Origin of the sequence: Tenuifilum sp. 4138str, from assembly GCF_041102575.1 — a bacterium.
In the GTDB taxonomy this organism is placed as follows: domain Bacteria; phylum Bacteroidota; class Bacteroidia; order Bacteroidales; family Tenuifilaceae; genus Tenuifilum; species Tenuifilum osseticum.
The window spans coordinates 1-19158 of record NZ_JBGCUE010000013.1 but is presented as its reverse complement, the minus strand read 5'-3'; the positions used below and the strand labels follow the sequence as shown (position 1 = coordinate 19158).

The 19158-nt window shown below is 40.7% G+C and carries 13 protein-coding genes; 8 read left to right on the top strand and 5 right to left on the bottom strand.

Annotation, left to right across the window (positions count from 1 at the left end):
- Positions 1–798, bottom strand: coding sequence for a glycyl-radical enzyme activating protein (locus AB6811_RS11605; protein WP_369490633.1), 798 nt, complete (start codon positions 796–798; stop codon positions 1–3).
- Positions 799–1654: 856 nt separating this feature from the next.
- Between AB6811_RS11605 and AB6811_RS11600 the strand changes: the two genes are divergently transcribed.
- Entirely contained in the window at positions 1655–2752 is a 1098-nt protein-coding gene (locus tag AB6811_RS11600) for a TetR/AcrR family transcriptional regulator (RefSeq protein WP_369490632.1), read from the top strand.
- Here AB6811_RS11600 and AB6811_RS11595 read toward each other — a convergent pair whose 3' ends face one another.
- The 4 genes from AB6811_RS11595 to AB6811_RS11580 all read right to left on the bottom strand — a co-directional run bounded on the left by AB6811_RS11595 (position 2753) and on the right by AB6811_RS11580 (position 8381).
- Positions 2753–3427, bottom strand: a complete 675-nt coding sequence (locus AB6811_RS11595; protein ID WP_369490631.1) for an alpha/beta hydrolase — start codon at positions 3425–3427, stop codon at positions 2753–2755.
- A gap of 63 nt (positions 3428–3490) precedes the next feature.
- Positions 3491–3748, bottom strand: coding sequence for a F0F1 ATP synthase subunit delta/epsilon (locus AB6811_RS11590; protein ID WP_369490630.1), 258 nt, complete (start codon positions 3746–3748; stop codon positions 3491–3493).
- Between the two features lie 6 nt (positions 3749–3754).
- On the bottom strand, positions 3755–5263 hold the full coding sequence (gene atpD / locus AB6811_RS11585; protein WP_369490629.1) for a F0F1 ATP synthase subunit beta: 1509 nt from the start codon (positions 5261–5263) through the stop codon (positions 3755–3757).
- A gap of 70 nt (positions 5264–5333) precedes the next feature.
- Positions 5334–8381, bottom strand: coding sequence for a glycosyltransferase family 117 protein (locus AB6811_RS11580; protein WP_369490628.1), 3048 nt, complete (start codon positions 8379–8381; stop codon positions 5334–5336).
- Positions 8382–8637: 256 nt separating this feature from the next.
- Between AB6811_RS11580 and AB6811_RS11575 the strand changes: the two genes are divergently transcribed.
- The 7 genes from AB6811_RS11575 (at position 8638) to AB6811_RS11545 (ending at position 19115) form a co-directional block, all read left to right on the top strand.
- Positions 8638–8976, top strand: a complete 339-nt coding sequence (locus AB6811_RS11575) for a translation initiation factor (protein WP_369490627.1) — start codon at positions 8638–8640, stop codon at positions 8974–8976.
- 4 nt (positions 8977–8980) lie between these two features.
- The gene (locus AB6811_RS11570) at positions 8981–10240 is read left to right on the top strand and encodes a T9SS type A sorting domain-containing protein (protein WP_369490626.1); all 1260 of its coding nucleotides are present in this window, start codon (positions 8981–8983) and stop codon (positions 10238–10240) included.
- A gap of 15 nt (positions 10241–10255) precedes the next feature.
- The gene (locus tag AB6811_RS11565; RefSeq protein ID WP_369490625.1) at positions 10256–13096 is read left to right on the top strand and encodes a hypothetical protein; all 2841 of its coding nucleotides are present in this window, start codon (positions 10256–10258) and stop codon (positions 13094–13096) included.
- A 225-nt stretch (positions 13097–13321) separates the two neighbouring features.
- A complete protein-coding gene (locus AB6811_RS11560) occupies positions 13322–13867 on the top strand; it encodes a 5-formyltetrahydrofolate cyclo-ligase (protein WP_369490624.1) in 546 nt (181 codons plus the stop codon).
- Positions 13868–13879: 12 nt separating this feature from the next.
- Positions 13880–16126 carry an endonuclease gene (locus tag AB6811_RS11555; RefSeq protein ID WP_369490623.1) on the top strand — a complete coding sequence of 749 codons (2247 nt, stop codon included), beginning with the start codon at positions 13880–13882 and terminating at the stop codon, positions 16124–16126.
- A 699-nt stretch (positions 16127–16825) separates the two neighbouring features.
- Complete coding sequence (locus AB6811_RS11550; RefSeq protein WP_369490622.1) at positions 16826–17080, top strand: hypothetical protein; 255 nt, start codon at positions 16826–16828, stop codon at positions 17078–17080.
- A 619-nt stretch (positions 17081–17699) separates the two neighbouring features.
- Positions 17700–19115, top strand: a complete 1416-nt coding sequence (locus AB6811_RS11545) for a tetratricopeptide repeat protein (protein ID WP_369490621.1) — start codon at positions 17700–17702, stop codon at positions 19113–19115.
- Positions 19116–19158 lie beyond the last annotated feature (43 nt).

Genomic DNA, 19158 nt, shown 5'->3' with positions numbered 1-19158 from the left:
TTAACCTCCAATTGTAACAGGAATATCTATATCATTAAAGAGTGATTTTATTTCGCCAAGCTGGTTGGCTGTGTATGGCTTAAGGTTCTCAAGTTCATAGGGTAAATTCATACGACGGTATTTATCCTTAGCCATATGGTGGTAGGGTAGTAAATCGACACGCTTAACACACCTCAATGGTTTTAATATTGATTTAATAGCCTCAAGATTGGTTTGGTCATCGGTTATTCCAGGAATAAGGGGAATCCTTATTATTGTTGGGGCGTTATTAAGCTCAAGTAAGAAAAGGTTTTTGAATATTACATGGTTTGGTTGCCCGGTGTAACTTTCATGCTTTTGGGGCGAAATCAACTTCAAGTCAAAAAGGAAAAGGTTTGTATAGGGTAAAATCAAGTTAAAGACCTCATGCAATGCAAAGCCACAGGTGTCAACTGCTGTGTGAATATCGTTTGCCCGGCAAAGCTTAAGGGTATTTAGTAAAAACTTTGGTTGCATTAGCGGTTCGCCACCTGAGAAAGTTACCCCTCCCCCCGATTCGTCGAATATTGGGATGTGAGTTTTTACTTGGTCAAAAACCTCTTCGGCAGTCATGTAACTACCAATAGTTTCGGATGAGTTGTATTCCTTACCATCGAGTTTGGTTGTTCGTTGAACCTTTTCCGGTTCATGTTTTTGACTTTCGGGGTTGTGGCACCAAACACAGCGCAGTGGACAACCCTTAAGGAAAACAGTAGTTCTAATTCCAGGACCGTCGTGAATCGAAAAATGTCGAATATCAAAAATTAACCCTTTTTCCATTTGAAAAAATTAAATGATTGAATGTCAACTAAAGGGATTAGCGTTCTAATCCTTTTGAAAATAGATATTGGAAAAAGGGAAATCAGCAAATCCAGCAGGCAAAAAGACCCTTGCCGTTGTTGTGGTAAAGCGTATGTAGTGGTTTGCTGCTCATGTGTGCTACTTAGTCATTTCCAAACAAAAATAAGTTTTTTTACACCGAAATGCAATGAGAAAAGTCAGTTTACAGATTCTACCCTTAAGCCCTGAACTCTTTATCGTTGAAGTATTTAAACTTTTTCGAGAATCAACATAAAGTATTTTCTTCAAAATTTTATTGAATGTCGTTTAGTTAACAAAAATATAAATGACTGTCATCCTGCGCGCAGCGAATGATCTCTATTCGACCCCATAAGATGTTTTGCTAACGCTCAACATGACAATAGTTTCACGTACAATGCTTCCAGCCCCGTAGGGGCGTAATATTTGTAACACCATTTACAAAAAAGCAACAAGGATTAAAGGTAAAGAGATGCTTCGACTAGCTCAGCATGACAAGGAAGCAGAAAGAAAGATAGGGTTTTTATCATCCCGAGCAAAGGCGAGGGATCTCTTCAAAGGATTGAAGAGAAAAGAGCAATGAGATACTAAGGCGATGTCTATCCCCATAAATCGGGACTCACTACGACAGTGTGATGTTTCGCTTGCGTGCAACAAGACAAATACCCTTAACTAAACGACATTGAAATTTTATTAAAAAGAAAGCTGCAGGAACTTTACCTTTAGGGAAAAATAGTATTTGTTTGATCTTTTTTTAGTTAACATTGTTAAATAAATTAACAGCGTTAATTATATTTGTATAAAATTCGGTAAATCGATGCGTAATAAACTCCTTAAAGAGAAGCGGATGCGTGGCTACTTCATTGAAGCGGCTAAGGAAATCCTTAAGGGGGAGGGCATCGATAGTATGAGCGTTCGTAACATAGCCGACCAGGCTGGCTACTCCTATGCAACCCTATATAACTACTTTAAGGATGTTACCGATGTTATCAACGAGTGCATAAACGACTTTGCAGAAGAGTGTCAGGAGTATGTTGATGAAAAAACCCAGAACCTGCCCGATGGGCCTGAAAAGCTTAAAGCCATAATAAAAAGCTATGTGGGTTACTTTTTGGAGTACCCCAGCATTTTCGATGTTTTTTTCCTTGAAAAAATCAATAAGATTGAAAAGAAAAGGGACACCTCGCAGCTAATTGTTACACTTCTTGAGCGGTTATGCAAGCCACAATGGAACTACCTGATTAATAATGAGTACATATCGTCGAGTAGCGCTGAGAAGGCAATAACAATTCTTCGGTACCAGATTCCAGGCATGCTTTTATTCTACCTAAATAGGAGCAACCCCGACAGCCCAAAGGAATTCTACTCGCTTATTGATAACCAGCTCGATAAGCTAATTCGATTTGAAATACCAACCCGTACCACACAAACATTTGAGGAGGTAGTGCTAAAATTTATTTTCGATGGCACTTACCTTGGCGAAAACTATTATTTCTTTATTCATTATACCCGTGAAAAGCAGGTAGTTGATTCAATTCTTAAAACTGGTTTCAAGTATATTGAATCGTTTCATAATTCAGCAGAACAAATTATTGATGATAAGCTCGACTTTCTTTATAAGCATAACATTTATAAACCCTACGGGAATTTTATAGTGGTTATAGGGATTTCGAGAAATATTTTTGATAAGTATGCACAGCTAATTCGTAGCAAGGGTATTAATACCTATATCGAAAATATATTGTGCGACACTGCCCCGGAATTTGACGATGAGGCTGAGGAATATAGGTACACTCTTCCAACCCAGTACATCAAGGGATATGTTAACTATGTAACTGGTGAAACCGTAAAAAATCCGAGTTTCAATCCGGATTATGATTCTCCAAACTTTTTGAATAATCTGAACTCGCTCTAGCTATTTCAGCCTACCGAAGAACATGGTAATGGCCAACCAGTAATCGCTGCTGGATGGGTTCGATTTCCAGAGTGCGCTTGAACCGTGTTTACCTTTATCGGTGGGACAAAATTGGGTTACCAGGTTTTGTCGTTTGATAGCTTCAATTAACCCCTTTACGGATGAGCACTCTGCTTTAGATGAAAGCACGATTAAAGGAACAGAGATATCCTTAATTTTTGACGACACAAACTCAGGTGTATCAAAATACTCACCTGGAGAAAATGCAACAACGGCTTTGGTGCGCAAATCCTTGGCGGTTTGAATAAGAGCTAGCGATGCTGAATATGAACTACCCCAGAGCACAAAGGGTAAATCGGTTTGCCTTTTAACGTATGCAATAGCCGCCTCAATGTCGGGTATGGCATCGGTGTAGTTCTGGGGCAAGCCCTTTTCCTTTGCCCTTTTGGCCGTTTCGTTCACAACGCCGTTAACCTCATTGCCCGATCGCAAATCAACAGCTATGCAGTTATAACCGAGGTTAACAATTTTTGGAGCAATTTCAATATATTCACCCCTACTATATCGGGCCTGATGTAAAAGAATAACGTAAGGTTTATCAGAGGCTAAAAAATACAAATCGGCAGTAACCTCTATGCCATCCTTTGCTGGAAACGATATTTTTTGTTGTGCCATAGTTTCATTCAAATTCAGAATGAACGCAAAGAGTATAGTTAACCAAGCGTTTTTTTTCATGGACTAAAAGGTTTGGTTAATCTCCTCCGATACAATTGAAATCACATCATTTTCAACACCCACAAACCCTCCGGCAGGTATGGCAAAGAATAGTTCAGCGCCATCGTTCCTGACTATTTTAACTACTCCAGGTTCAAGCGACGAAATAATTGGGGAATGCTTTTTCAGTATACCAAACGAACCCTTTGTGCCGGGTACTTGAACGTAGTAAACATCCTCAACTTGGAAAAACTTTTCAACGGAGTAGAGTTCGCAAATCATAACCCACTATTTTTTAGCTTCGGCAAGCAAACGTTCGCCTTTCTCTATTGCCTCCTCAATGGTTCCAACCAGATTAAAAGCAGCTTCGGGGTATTGGTCAACCTCGCCATCCATAATCATATTGAAACCCTTTATAGTATCCTTAATGTCAACCATTACTCCTTTAATGCCAGTAAAGGCCTCGGCCACGTGGAAAGGTTGCGAAAGGAATCGCTGAACACGGCGAGCACGATGAACCACCAACTTGTCGTCTTCCGATAGTTCATCCATACCCAGAATTGCAATGATATCCTGCAACTCCTTGTATCGTTGAAGCAGGTTTTTAACCCTTTGAGCTGTGTTGTAGTGTTCTTCGCCCACCACTTCGGGGGTCAAGATACGCGATGTAGAATCGAGTGGGTTAACCGCGGGATAAATCCCTAGCTCCGCTATTTTACGGTCAAGTACAGTGGTTGCATCAAGGTGGCTGAATGTAGTTGCAGGCGCGGGGTCGGTAAGGTCGTCGGCGGGAACGTAGATGGCCTGTACGGATGTAATAGAACCTTTTTTGGTTGAGGTGATACGTTCCTGCATTAAACCCATTTCGGTAGCCAGCGTGGGTTGGTAGCCTACAGCCGAAGGCATGCGGCCAAGTAGTGCCGATACCTCAGAGCCTGCTTGGGTAAAGCGGAAAATATTATCGATAAAGAAAAGTATATCGCGCCCCTGACCATCCTCTCCACCATCGCGGAACGATTCTGCAACCGTTAATCCGGAAAGGGCAACCGTGGCACGTGCCCCGGGAGGCTCATTCATCTGACCAAATATCAGAGTGGCTTGCGACTTTTCAAGTTCTTCGGTATCAACTAAACTCAAGTCCCACCCCCCTTTTAGCATCGATTCCTTAAATTCTTTTCCATATTTTATTACATCGGATTCAATCATTTCCCTGAGTAGGTCGTTCCCTTCACGGGTGCGCTCACCAACCCCAGCAAAAACTGACATACCGCTATATCCCTTGGCGATATTGTTGATGAGCTCCATGATGATAACCGTTTTACCTACTCCTGCACCACCAAATAATCCAATTTTACCTCCCTTTGAGTAGGGTTCAAGCAGGTCAATTACTTTAATTCCTGTATATAGGATTTCCTTTTGGGTGCTTAGCTGGTCAAATTTTGGTGGTTTGCTGTGAACCTGATAGTTACTATGGCGGTCAACCTGTGGAAGACCATCAATCGCTTGGCCAATTACATTTAATAATCGACCTTTTATTTTGTTGCCCACCGGCATGGTTATTGACTTGCCGGTAGCTCGTACTTTCATGCCGCGCGAAAGGCCATCGGTTGAGTCCATAGCAATGGCCCTAACAGTACTTTCACCAATGTGTTGCTGGCACTCCAGAACCAGTATGGTGTTATCGGGCCGGGTCAACTCAAGAGCCTCGTAAATTGAGGGTAACTTTTCCTTGCTGGGAAAGGCCACGTCAACAACTGGACCGATAATCTGAACAACTTCACCAAAATTATCTGACATACTTTTGCTTTTTGCTTACTTCAAATTTATGAAATTCCCGTTGCAAATTCTAACAAAATCAACTATAAATTTACTTTAAAGTTAAGGCTGCTTGTATCATTTTGTTTATGTCAACAGCCACCTCGTTTTGTCCATAGGTTTCAGCAATTGATGCCAGTTCCTGGAGGGTTTGAGCCGTTAGGCCAATGTCGTCCTGGTAGTATTGCTTCATCCTATCATCGAGTGATACGTAGTAGCGAAGTTTTTGTTCGCTAACCTTTGCATAATCCAGGGTCAACTTATTGGCTTTTTGAACCTCGTTCAGCTTGTAGTAACCCTCAATAATGCCAAACATAAAGAAATCGTAAGGGAATTTGGGATGAGGAAGAAGTTCCACTGCCCTGTCAAGTACTTTAAGAGCAGAATCCTTTTTACCCTCCTCGATTAGTTTTTTAGCCAGGCGCGAAAAGCTGTTACGAAGTTTTAAAACCATAGCAGTACGTTGCACGTTATGGTCAATAAACACATCGGGCTCATTTATTCTGCCCCAACGGAATCGGTTCATTAACCTATCGTAAAGAATATCGCTATCAATTCTTGAAATATTCAGGTAGTCCGATGAGTTCGATTTTATTGGAACCAACCTGTAGGCAAAGCCCTCGTGCTGAAGGTAATCGGCAATGCCAATATCACCATCACCAAAAGGTGAAACAAAGTAAATGGGGCGTTCCCAATTATTGTTTGCAATGATATCAAGAATGGCTAATGCGCTTTTAGTAATATACTGCCCTTTGAGCGTCCATTCCATGGTATCGACAATCAAGCTGGCATCCTTTTCCTTTACGGTTCCGCTCGACAGCACTTTATACTTATCAACAGTAAGCTTTATCTTGTTAGTAGGTAAGTAATCGATGGGCTTTTCGCCAGGGATTCTATATTTTTTTGCAGGGTCATCGCTTAAAACGAAATCCATGAGCTGTTTAAGCTCAATCGGTTCGTTTAGCCGGTTTATAATGTAAACCACATCGCGGGTTCCCATTACATACTGGTCGTGTTTCATGGAAATTGGCACGGGTGCTGATTGGTAGCACTTCATTTTCATCTGGTCAATATACCAGTCGGTACCCAGCAGGCTAAGGTTAACAATCCTAACATCGGTACGGATACCTTCCACCTCCTGTGCGTACCAAAGCGGGAAAGTATCGTTATCGCCATTGGTGAACAGGATTGCATTGGGCTCGCAGGAGTTTAGGTAGTTGTAAGCAAAGTCGCGTGCAATGTATCGACCGGAACGGTCGTGGTCGTCCCAGTTTTCGGTTCCCATAATCACTGGCACAACCAGGCAAAGGGTTGTAGCAGCAATTGCCGATGGTGTTTCGGAAAGTTTTTTACGGAGCCACTCATAAACAGCAAGAACACCAAGACCAATCCAAATGGTAAATGCGTAGAATGAACCAGCATAGGCATAATCGCGCTCACGCGGTTGAAGCGGGTATTGGTTCAGGTACATAACAATGGCTATTCCCGTAAGGAAGAACAGCATGAATACAACCCAGAAATTCTTTTTATCTTTTTTGACCTGAAGCTGGAAGTATATACCCAGCAAACCCAGTATTAATGGTAGGAAGTAGTAAGTATTACGCGATGGGTGGCTTTTCATATCGTCGGTCAGGTTGTCCTGGTTTCCAAGGAAAATGGCATCGATAGGTTTGATACCGCTAATCCAGTTTCCGTTTTCAACCCCTCCATGGCTCTGAACGTCATCCTGACGGCCCACAAAGTTCCACATGAAGTAACGAATGTACATGTGGCCAATCTGGTAGCGGAAGAAGAATAAAAGATTTTCGCCAAAGGTTGGCACATATCGGGTTTCGGTTCCACCGTCACGGGTGTTCACCTGAACGGGTTTTCCCTGTATATTAGCCCACTTCTTGTATTCTGCCACATGGTCGGGTTGGTTGCTATACATACGTGGGAAAAGAGTCTTGAACCTATCGTCAAACTCGTACTTTGTTTTCAGGTACCCCCTTACGTACTTACCGTCTTCAGGTATCCATGTTTCTAAGTCCTTACTGTCAGTAACAGGGGCATTGTAGTACTGTCCGTAGAACAATGGTCTATCGCCATACTGTTCGCGGTTCAGGTAGCTAATAAGCGAAAAGGCGTTCGATGGATTATTCTCATTAATGGGTGTATTGGCATAGGCCCTTATTAGTATCATCATGTACGATGAGTAGCCAATTAGTATTACGGTTACACCTACCAGAACGGTATTAAGAATAACCCTACCTTTTTTATGGCTATAGTAAATACCATAGGCAAGGGCTCCAAAAAGTAAAACAAAGTAAAAAAACAAACCTGAGTTATAGGGTAAACCGAATGAGTTAACAAAAAGAAGGTCGAACCATGAGCCAAACTTAAAGGTTCCGGGAATAATTATGTATAGAATACTACCTAAAATAATTGCTGATACTGCAAGGGTTGTTAGAATCCCGTTTCGGGTAGTCTTGAACTTTCTGAAGTAGTAAATAAATGCTATGGCCGGTATTGTAAGTAGATTTAGCAGATGAACGCCAATTGATAAACCCATGACGTAAGCTATAAAAATTATCCATCGGGTTGAGTGCGCCTCATCGGCCTGCTCCTCCCACTTAAGGATTGCCCAGAAAACAAAAGCTGTAAATAACGACGACATGGCGTAAACCTCTGCCTCAACGGCAGAGAACCAAAAGGTATCGGAAAAAGTATAGGCAAGGGCGCCAACTGCTCCACTACCCAGAATGGCAATTAGCTGACCAGTGGAAGTTGCGTAGCTATTACCAACAATTAGCTTGCGGGCAAGGTGGGTTATAGTCCAGAAAAGGAAAAGTATGGTAAATGCGCTTGCCAAAGCCGACATGGAATTAATAAGCGCTGCAACCTTTGTTACATCTGGCGCAAAGAGAGCAAAAAGGCGGGCAATCATCATAAAAAGTGGTGCCCCTGGGGGGTGACCAACTTCGAGTTTGAATGCCGTGGCAATAAACTCACCGCAGTCCCAAAAACTTGCTGTGGGTTCTATGGTTAACAGGTAAACTATTGCCGATATTGCGAACACAATCCATCCGACAATATTGTTGGCTCTACGGAAATTGCTCATGATTTATTTTTTTATTTTGACAATTGTTTATTGCAGCTTACAAGAAAGCAAATGTAGAATATTTTGTTTTACCCTGATTACCAATTTGCAGTTTTTAAGCCTTACGCTAAAATTACCCTTTTTTATATCTGCCTTTCTTGTTGGTTTTTATCCTAATTCAATAAAATACTGGATGAGCTGTAAAATCTGTTAGGCAACCTCTACTTTAAAATAATCGTAAAATGGACTATGTTTGTATATTGTAAATTTTAAAAATATGGATTGGAAGGATAAACTAAATTTTGCCTACTCAACCAACCCTGACTATAAGCCCAACGATGAAGATGATAATACGACCCGGGAAGTTGTCCCTCCATCGAAACAACGGCTAATTGTAGGAATTGAACGCAAGAATAGGGGAGGGAAGTGTGTTACCATTGTGAAAGGGTTTGTTGGTTCCGACGATGAAATCGAAAAGTTAGGCAAAACACTAAAAACAAGGTGTGGTGTTGGCGGAACCGTAAAGGATGGCGAAATCATTATTCAAGGCGAAATAAAACAAAAAGTGGCCTCAATTTTGCAAGAACTGGGTTATAGGGTTACCATTTCAGGATAGGTTTATGCGTACTAAAATTATTATCATAGGATTTTTGCTTTTTGCATATCGGCTATCACTAGCTGATACACTTACCGTTATGCAGTATAACTTGATGTATTACGACAAGGAATACAGCGACTGTAATGCTACAAATAACAATGTTGATGCTAAGGATGGCTATCTGCGCACTATTCTAAACCATGTAAAGCCTGATATCCTTTCCGTAAACGAGGTAAACGATGCCATTGCCAGCGTTGAACGAATTAAGACAAATACCCTTAATTATGGTGGCGAAACCCGCTACAAACGAGCTAATTTTAGCGGCAGCTTTCTGGTTAATATGATTTACTATAATTCTGAAAAGCTGGAGCTGAAGTCGCAGGATGCAATAGCCACATCGCCACGCGAAACAAACGTTTATAAGTTTTACCTTAAAACATCGGGTTTGGTAAATGGCGACACAATTTTTCTTTACCACTTTGTTACCCATCTCAAAGCTGGAAGTTACGAATCCGATGCACAGCAGCGCGCAGTAGCGGCTAATTCCATAATGAGCTACATATCAACCAAAAACATTAAGGGGAACGTAATACTCTCGGGCGATATGAACCTATACAGCGCCTCTGAGGGCGCATTTGTGGCTTTTACTACGCCAGTTGGTTCAAACAATTTCCGCTTTTACGACCCCCTAAATGCAGTTGGCAGCTGGCACTCGAACTATAGCTATCGCTATGTTCATACTCAATCGACCCGAACAGTTGCTAGCGAGGGCTGCTTTTCAACCGGAGGTCTGGATGACCGTTTCGACTTTATTCTTTCCTCAAGCGATATTCTTGCTGGTACCAGCGGTATTAAATTTTATAGCTATAAAACCCTTGGTCAGGATGGGAATCGCTACAACAGTTCCATTACATCGCCCACTAATACAAGCATTCCAACGGATGTGGCTAATGCACTATACGGCATGTCCGACCACCTACCCGTTGTGATGAAGGTCACTTATTCATCGGCTCCCACTCAAGTAAATACCGAAAAAAATCAGGTAAGTATCCTGTATAATAATCCGGTTTACAATACCCTTAACGTCCAAATCCTTGAAAACACATCAATCAAGGCAATAAATGTTTACAACCTGCTGGGTAATTGCATTCTTAGCTTATTCCCTGAAAGCAATAGTCAAAAAGTTGATGTTGACATTTCAAATGCTCCTACAGGTGTTTTACTAGTTGAGGTAAGGTTAAATGACGGTAGGAAAAAAACTATAAAAGTGCTAAAGCAATAAATGATGATAATCAATATGTTTAATAAAAAAATCTACTTTATTACTTTAATACTGCTAATTTTAATAAATAATTCAAAAGCACAATACTATCAAACAGGAGTAGAGCCATTTAAAACCGATTGGAAAAAGAGAGAATATAAAAATATCAGGTTGATATATCCTGCCGAAGCCGATAGCTTAGCCAATCATTACCTTTCCGCTTTAGCTAAATCCGATAGCCTTAACGATATAGATTACAATCTTGGGACAAGGAAAATAGATGTTGTGCTTCACCCAAACACTGTTCTATCCAACGGATTTGTTGCCTGGGCCCCGCGCAGGATGGAACTTGTAACCCAACCCGATGCTGACGGAGATGCATTGCTTTGGCACAAAGCCCTATCCATTCATGAGATGCGCCATGTGAAACAAATGTATGCGCTGAATAGCGGGTCTACCAAAGTGTTATCGTGGCTGTTTGGCCAGCAGGCCGTTGGTTTTGCTTCATCGTTTGTACACCCATGGATTTTTGAAGGCGATGCCGTTTGGGCTGAAACAAATTATACATTTAGCGGAAGGGGACGCTCAGCAACATTTTTTAACCATTACTACGCCCATTCAGTATCAGGGCAAAAACCATATACTTACGATAAATGGCTTTTAGGCTCTTACAAGGATTTTATTCCAAACCATTACCAGTTTGGCTATCAGCTTGTAAGTTTCATTAACCAAAAGTGGGGATCAACTACTATTCCCAAAACTTACAGGTATGTTGGTCGCTATCCATTCAAGTTATTTCCTACCTACCTAAGTCTAAAAAAGTTTACAGGTCAGTCAAGGAAGAGTATCTACCAAAAAGCGTTTTCATACAACGATTCGCTTTGGCTTGTCGATTATACTGAACATTACGGTAACGAGTTGCCTAAAGCTGTAAATGAAGATTTTAAAAATTTAATATACCCCTATCCGCTAACCGATACAACAACAATTGTATATGTAACATCGCTTAGCGATACACCCTATTTTGCGGTTTTGGATAAAAGAGGGGGAATTAAAAAGATTGTGAGTACTGGCATACTAATTGGCCAACCATCGTACAACGACAGTCTTATTGTCTGGGCGGAATACCAACCCCACGCGCGCTGGGAATGGATGAGCAGTAGCGACATCAAGGTTTATAATATTAAAACAAAACGGTTGAACACAATACCGGGTGGCCGATACCATTCCCCCATTATTGACAAGGATAGGATTATCTGCATTGAATATAGTTCAAATGGACAATACAAGTTGATTGGTATAAATTTCCTAGGAGAGAAAAATACTTTGTTAAATTTTGAAGGAGGATATGAAGTACAGCAAATTTGTTTAGATACTAAGGGGAAAAATATTTATGGCATTGCGGTAAGCGAAACCGGCAAAAAAATATTTAAGGTTGATTCTGTATTAACTTTCGATATTGTTTACAATGCAGCTTATCGCGATATCAGAACACTTGCTTGCGATGGCTCAAACCTATTTTTTACTTTTACTGACGGTTACACTGAAAATATATATAAATTTGATATACAGAATAATATAGTATATAAAATAATTAACCTACCACTTAACTCATCGTATCCAACCTATAAAAATCATAAGCTATATTATGCTCACTATACAGCAAATGGCTACCGAATTGCTTTTTTAGATGATATTACAAGTAACAGAAAAATAGTAGATCATATATCACCATATAATGAAATAGTTAAAGTAAAACCAACAACAATTCACGATAATTATGGGATAATTCAAACAGAACCAACCGAATATAAAGGGTTAATAACATTGGTAAACATACATAGCTGGTTTCCATTTTACACAAAGCCGCTAAACGACCCTGCCAATATTGAGGATGAAAGCAACGTTTATCCCGGAATAACGCTACTTTCACAAAACTTAACAGGAACAACCCTTTTTAATGCTGGTTATGGGTATGGCAAGACTAACTTGTTATTTGCGGAGGTAACCTACAATGGACTTTGGCCTGTTTTTAGATTAAATATTGAGCAAACTGATGCAACTGCAAGCCTTTACCGCGTAACACAGTTTTACCCTGAAAATAGGGATTACTATAAAAAGGCAGAGTTTACTTCTATTTTACCTTTTACTTTAGGTGAAAGCATTTATAGTACATCATTACAACTATATAACAAAACCATTTTTAGCAACAGTTATCTATACCGCGAGAGTATTGATGCATATCGTTCAGGCTTAATTACCAATGAGTTTGGTTTTACTTTTTACTCGTTACGACGAATGGCTCATAGGGATTTACAGCCTAAATCGGGCTTAATTTTTAATACAGGATTACTGACAACACCTTGGGATTACGGCAATCTTCCGAATTTGTGGTATAGTCAAGCCAAAATTTACTTACCTGGATTGAACAGAAATCATGGATTTGGAATTACACTATTAGCACAAAAACAGAACATTAAGTATATATACCTAAATAACAAGGTTAATTTTCCTGCTTTTTACACTTCAAGACCTTCGACACGATTCACAGGTATATACTTTAATTACATAATGCCCATAGCTTATCCTGATTTACCCATAAGTTCACTTGTTTATGTAAAGCGTATATCGCTTAACCTTTTCGCCGATTTTGCAAAAAACAGCTATAAATCCTACCAGCAATATGAATTAGTTACATTAACCGATAATTTACAGTCTATAGGTTTTGATGCCATTGTTGATTTTCATTTATTCAGAACATGGTATCCTTTCAGGATTAGGTTTACTCAGGCATTCAATGGTTCCGATTTTAATCCTTACTCAAATATAGTTTTAACTATCAATTTATATTCTACCTTTGCCAGATCAAAAATGTAGTTGGTTTTTCAATGTTATTTGGTTAAGGACTTTTGTCATGTTGAGCGATGCGAAACATCTCAAAACCTCGAAAAATAGATATACTTCTGATTTACTCAGGATGGTAATGGGAGTGTCAGTTTTGATATCTAAACTACATTGGTTGTTGGCTAGAAAATTTGAGTGTCCCCATAATTTGAGTAGTGTTGGATTAAACCTTTCTGGGTTAATTCCGTAATAAAATTTATGAGCAAGAACGAGCTAAAAAATCAAATCCGGAAGGCTATTAAGTCGCATAAGCTATTACTGGATCCTTTCTTGGCAAGGGAAAGGGCGAATTATGTATTTGCAGAAATTGAAAGCATGGAGCAGTTCCAGAAAGCAACGACTGTTCTAGCATTTTGGTCGTTACCGGATGAGATAAATACACATGAATTTGTTATAAAATGGGCAGCCAGCAAGCGCATGGTTTTGCCCGTAGTGGTTGGTGATGAATTGGAGTTGAGGTTATTCAATGGAGTTGAAAACATGGAGAAGAGTGATGGTTTTGGAATAATGGAGCCCAAAACAGGCAGTCTAGTTAACCCCGATGAGATTGATTTTGCCATAATTCCTGGTGTTGCATTTGACAGAGATGGGAATAGGCTTGGCAGGGGGAAAGGTTACTACGATAGAACCCTCCCTTTACTTCGCAATGCAGTTAAAGTAGGCATAGCCTATGAGTTTCAAATAATCGATTCAGTTCCGGTTTCGGAACACGACATTCCTGTTGACTTTGTGGTTAGCAATTAAAAGCTGATTTTTATGATTGGAGGATTTAGGAGAGCACTTACACTCGGGTTACTTATTTTAACCCTATCGGTAAAGATTTTAGCACAAATTCCTGATGGTTACTACGCCACGGCCGAAGGGAAAACAGGTGCTGAGCTAAAAACTGCTTTGTACAATATCATAAAGAACCATACGGTAATATCGTACGATGGGTTATGGACAGCCTTTCAGTACACCGATAAGAAAAGCAATGGAAAGGTATGGGACATGTACTCCGATAAACCCGGCCAAACACCACCTTACGAGTTTACTTTTGTTACTGACCAGTGTGGAAACTATAGTTCCGAGGGCGATTGCTATAACCGTGAGCATTCGTTTCCCAAGAGTTGGTTTAACGATGCATCTCCCATGTATTCCGACTTGTTTCACCTTTACCCTACCGATGGTTATGTAAACAACAGGCGTAGCAATTATATTTTTGGCGAGGTTACATCTGTTACCTGGACATCGCTTAATGGAAGCAAGCTAGGAACCTCTACTGCTTCCGGAACAACATTAACAGTGTTTGAACCCATTGACGAGTATAAGGGCGATTTTGCCCGTACATACTTTTACATGGCAACCCGGTACGAAAACTTAATTGCAACTTGGGCAAGCTACAATACCGAAGCCAAAGCAATACTCGATGGAACCGCCTATCCTGCATACAAGCAGTGGTATATTACTTTACTGCTCAAATGGAATCAGCAAGACCCGGTAAGCCAGAAGGAGATTGACCGTAATAACGTAGTGTATTCCAGCTACCAGCATAATCGCAACCCGTTCATCGATCATCCAGAGTATGCACAGTTAATTTGGGGAAGTACAACACCAATTACATTCACAAGCACGCCTATTACTTCTGCCACCGTTGGGGTGACTTATACGTATAATGTTACAGCAACCGGTGGAAATGGAACACCACTCACCATTTCGGCAACGCAAAAGCCAACATGGCTTACTTTGACAGCCACAGGTAATGGAACAGCAACCCTAAGCGGCACACCAGGCCAGGAAAATGTAGGTGGCAATCAGATAACCTTAAAAGCTACCGATGGAGTAAGTGAGACACAACAAACATTTACCATAACAGTAAGTTCGCCTGTTACCCCTATTCAGTTTACTTCAACGCCCATAACCACGGCAGTTGAAAATCAGCTTTACACATATAATGCTACTGCAACTGGCGGAAATGGGGCACCATTAACCATTACGGCAACACAAAAGCCTGCATGGCTTACATTAACCTCAACCGGAAATGGTACAGCAACCCTAAGTGGCACCCCCGATCACAGTAATGTTGGAAACAGTCAGGTAGTTCTAGCGGCAACCGATGGAACCAACCAGGGTACACAAAGTTTTACAATAAATGTAAGTGCCTCCGGAAACTCTAAGCCTTTAATAACCAATGTTAACATTACCCCAGCATCGCCTGTAACCCGACAGGCCATAACTATTTCCGCAAACATAACCGATAGCGACGGCAGCGTTGCAAAGGTTCTCTTAGGTTGGGGCGTTACTGCTGGCAACTTGAGTAATACCTACGAAATGCAGTTTGAGAATGGTGCATATAGTGCGCCCATTGCTTCGCAAACGAGTCCGGGAACTATCTATTTTCAGCTAGCGGCAATAGATAATTTACAGGATACAGCTTACTACAACGGATCGTTTACAATAAATCTCAATCAAGTACCAACCATTTCTAGCGTTTCACATACCCCAGCAAACCCAACTTCAGCCGATGCGGTTACTGTAACTGCAAACGTAAGCGACCCTGAGGGCCGAATAGGAAATATTTTCCTACTTTGGGGTATAACAGAAAGCAGTTTGAACAATCAGCTACAGATGAGTGGCACTAACGGAGTGTACACCTCGATTATTCCTGCAAATCCATCGCAAACAAGCGTTTACTATAGGGTTAAGGCTTACGATGCCGAGGGGCAACAGACTTTTAGCAGTATTAGTAGTTACATTGTTAATCCAGCTACCGAAATACGAACTGAAACCAGCAAGCAATTTTTGGTTTTTCCAAATCCGTTTAATGCTTTTATACAAGTTGAATACCCTTCAGCTGAAAGCTACTCGGTTACTTTTACAAATCTTATAGGACAGGTAGTTTATAGTAAAACGAGTGTAACCGGTAACCTACGAATAGATTGTAGTGATTTACAAAGCGGAATCTATGTTCTAACCATCAAAAGTGATACTGGCATAGTAACTCAAAAAATGATTAAACGGTAAGCATTTAATGGCTTTATACTAGCAACCGAGCTGCAGTTTTTAGTAACCCATTAAAATGTGAGTAACTATTTCAATGTCGTTTAGTTAACAAAAATATACATGCCTGTCATCCTGAGCGGCCTGTCCCGCCTTAGCGGGGAGCGAAGGATCTCTAATCTACCCCATGAGATGTTTCGCTTGCGCTCAACAAGACAAAGTGAGTGAGGGAACCAATGATGTTGTCATCCCGAGCGTAGTCGAGGAATCTAATATAAGGGTAAAAGGGGAAAGAGTTGCTTCGACTTAGCTCAGCATGACAACCATCTCATGAACCGAGCAACAGCAAGTATCACATAGTTACACTGCGTAACACGGTGTTTCACAGAGCGTGTGACGTGATATTCACGAACAACGATTTACGAGCAACGAACACCGCTTCCCGCCCTGTAGGGGCGTAATATCTGTAACCCCACCTGTTAGCGTGCTTCTCCATACGCGTGCATTATTCGCCCTAAAAGGGCAAATCACATTAGCCCTTGGTTTTAACCCAGGGTATTGAGGTATTCAAAATATTAAGCGATGCACGCTATGGTATTCCAAAGAGCAAGGGTGAATCGTTGCATCGCAGTGGGAAAGTAGGGCAAAGAGCTATTTAAACGTTCTTTCTTGTCTTGATACAAGAAAGAACCAAAGAAAATCAAGGCTGAAAAGCCCGACCCGATGGGTACCCCGTGGGTGGAACTGCTGCGCGATACAATTCGCCACGCCTGTGGCGTGGCTCATGTGGTATCGCTTACAAAGCCCACCGCCACGTTCCACCCCCGACCCATTGCCGGGTCAGGCTTTTATGCCACTGCCTGCATTTTCCGCTCTATTCCCTCTAAGGGAAAAGGCTGGGGTAGGTCGTTTTCCATATTCAACCTAGATGACCCCTCTAAATCTCCCCTGAGAGGGGAGACTTTAGCCCTGCAATAAGCTCTCCTTAATGTTTCTACCCTCTCCTACCAGGAGAGAGGAAGGGAGAAGGTCGTTTTTCACGAACAACGAACAACGTCTTAAGCCCCGTAGGGGCGGAACATTTGTAACCCTATGTCTACTCACACCTGTATAGCGATGCACGCAATATATACGCCAAAGATCAAGATGGAAAAATTGCATCGCAAATGAAGAGCATGGCAAAGAGCGATTTCCAAAGAAAACAAGAATTAATGATTCTAAGGTAAAGCGAAGATTTAGTTAGCTCTGCATGACAAGGGAGCAGAAAGCAAGATAGTGCTTTTGTCATCACGAGCAAATTCGAGTGATCTTTTCTAATGATTGAAGAAAAATGAGCAATGAGATGCTTCAGCTAAGTCTATCCCGATAAATCGTGACTCAGAACGACAGCATAATGTTTCGCTAGCGCGCAACATGACAAATAACCTTAACTAAACAACATTGGTAACTATTTTTCTACCTAGTTAAGCTAATAGGTTACACTTATTGCTTTTTGCAATTCTTTAGCTCCCTAAAACATCAACGTTTATTAAATCATTTTTAATACAACTGTTTACTTGTTTTCATTTTTTCCGTATATTGCTATAAATTGACTTTAGTGTTAAGAATTAGCATCATATCGGCAATACTGACCTTTGCCATGCTATTCAATAGTGGTTTGGCACAGAATCATTCTATTGATAGTCTTAACCAAGCGTTACAAAAGCAAGAATCGGATTTGAATAGGTACAAAACTCTAACCGAGCTAGCCATAGCCTATTCCGATAGCAATTACGAGAAAAGTTTAGAGTACTGGAAAAGTGCCTTAAACATTGCAAACGGGTTGGGGAAAAGAGAGCTTGTAGCCAATGTTTATCACCAGATTGGCTTTAGCTACATGAAGATGGGTGAATTTAAATTGTCGCTCGAAAATTTGGAAAACGCTGGAGCAATATACAGTTACCTCGACAGCACTAAACTATATGCCGGCATACAAAACGACATAGGTCTTATTTACCGCAATTGGGGTAAATACGATAAAGCTCTTGAGTACTACTTAAATGCATTGGATCTATATAGAAAAATTGGTGATGTTGAAGGAATTGGAATTGCTTCCAATAGCATTGGGCAGATTCACTTTTACAGGGAAAACTATCCAAAAGCAATAGAATTTTTCAAGGAATACTTGGAGATTAACGAGGCTAAGGGCAATTCCAGAGCAGTAGCTGGGGCATCGAATAATGTAGCTAGTGCATACTTGGAACTTGGAAAGTACGATGATGCCTTGGAGTACTTTCTTAAATCGCTTCATATTTATGATTCATTAGGGATATCAATAGGTGTAGCAATAATTCAGGATAATATTGGTTCTCTTTACTTTAAGCAAAACCTTTTGGATAACGCCTTACTTTACCACCAGAACGCTCTTGAAATATTTCAATCGCTTAAAAGCGTAACAAGGGTATGCTATACCCAAAAAAACATGGGGCAGGTGCTACTTGCACAAGGGAAAGTGGACCGAGCAATTGATATGTTTCAGGAGTCATTGAATAAGGCTAAGGAGATAGGCTTAAAGGATGTAGCAAGTGATTGCAGCAAGTTGCTATCCGATTGTTATGTAAAAACAAATAACTTTCAAAAAGCATATAGCTTCCTGCTGGACCATATTACCATAAAAGATTCCATTTTGAACTCTGAAACCCTACAGAAAATTGAAGAGTTGCAGGCACAATATGAAAGGGACAAAAAGGAGCAGGAAATTAGCGTTATGAACTCCAAGCTGAGAGCACAACGTTTAACCCTATTAATAGCCACAGGGTTTAGCGTATTGCTTATTAGCCTGTTCCTGTTAGTGGTATTTGAAAATAGAAAAAAGAAAAAAACTTTAGCAAGCTTGGAGTTGCTCCGAAAACACATATTCCAAAATATCTCCCGCAATCTTTGCGACCTACAGTTGGTGATAAACAGCTACGAGGTTGAAGGATATTTTTCTGCTTGGTGGTATGGCCCCCAAAACAAAATGTACAATTTTTGAAAATACACATGGCTGATAATTAGATACATACGAAATTCTCACT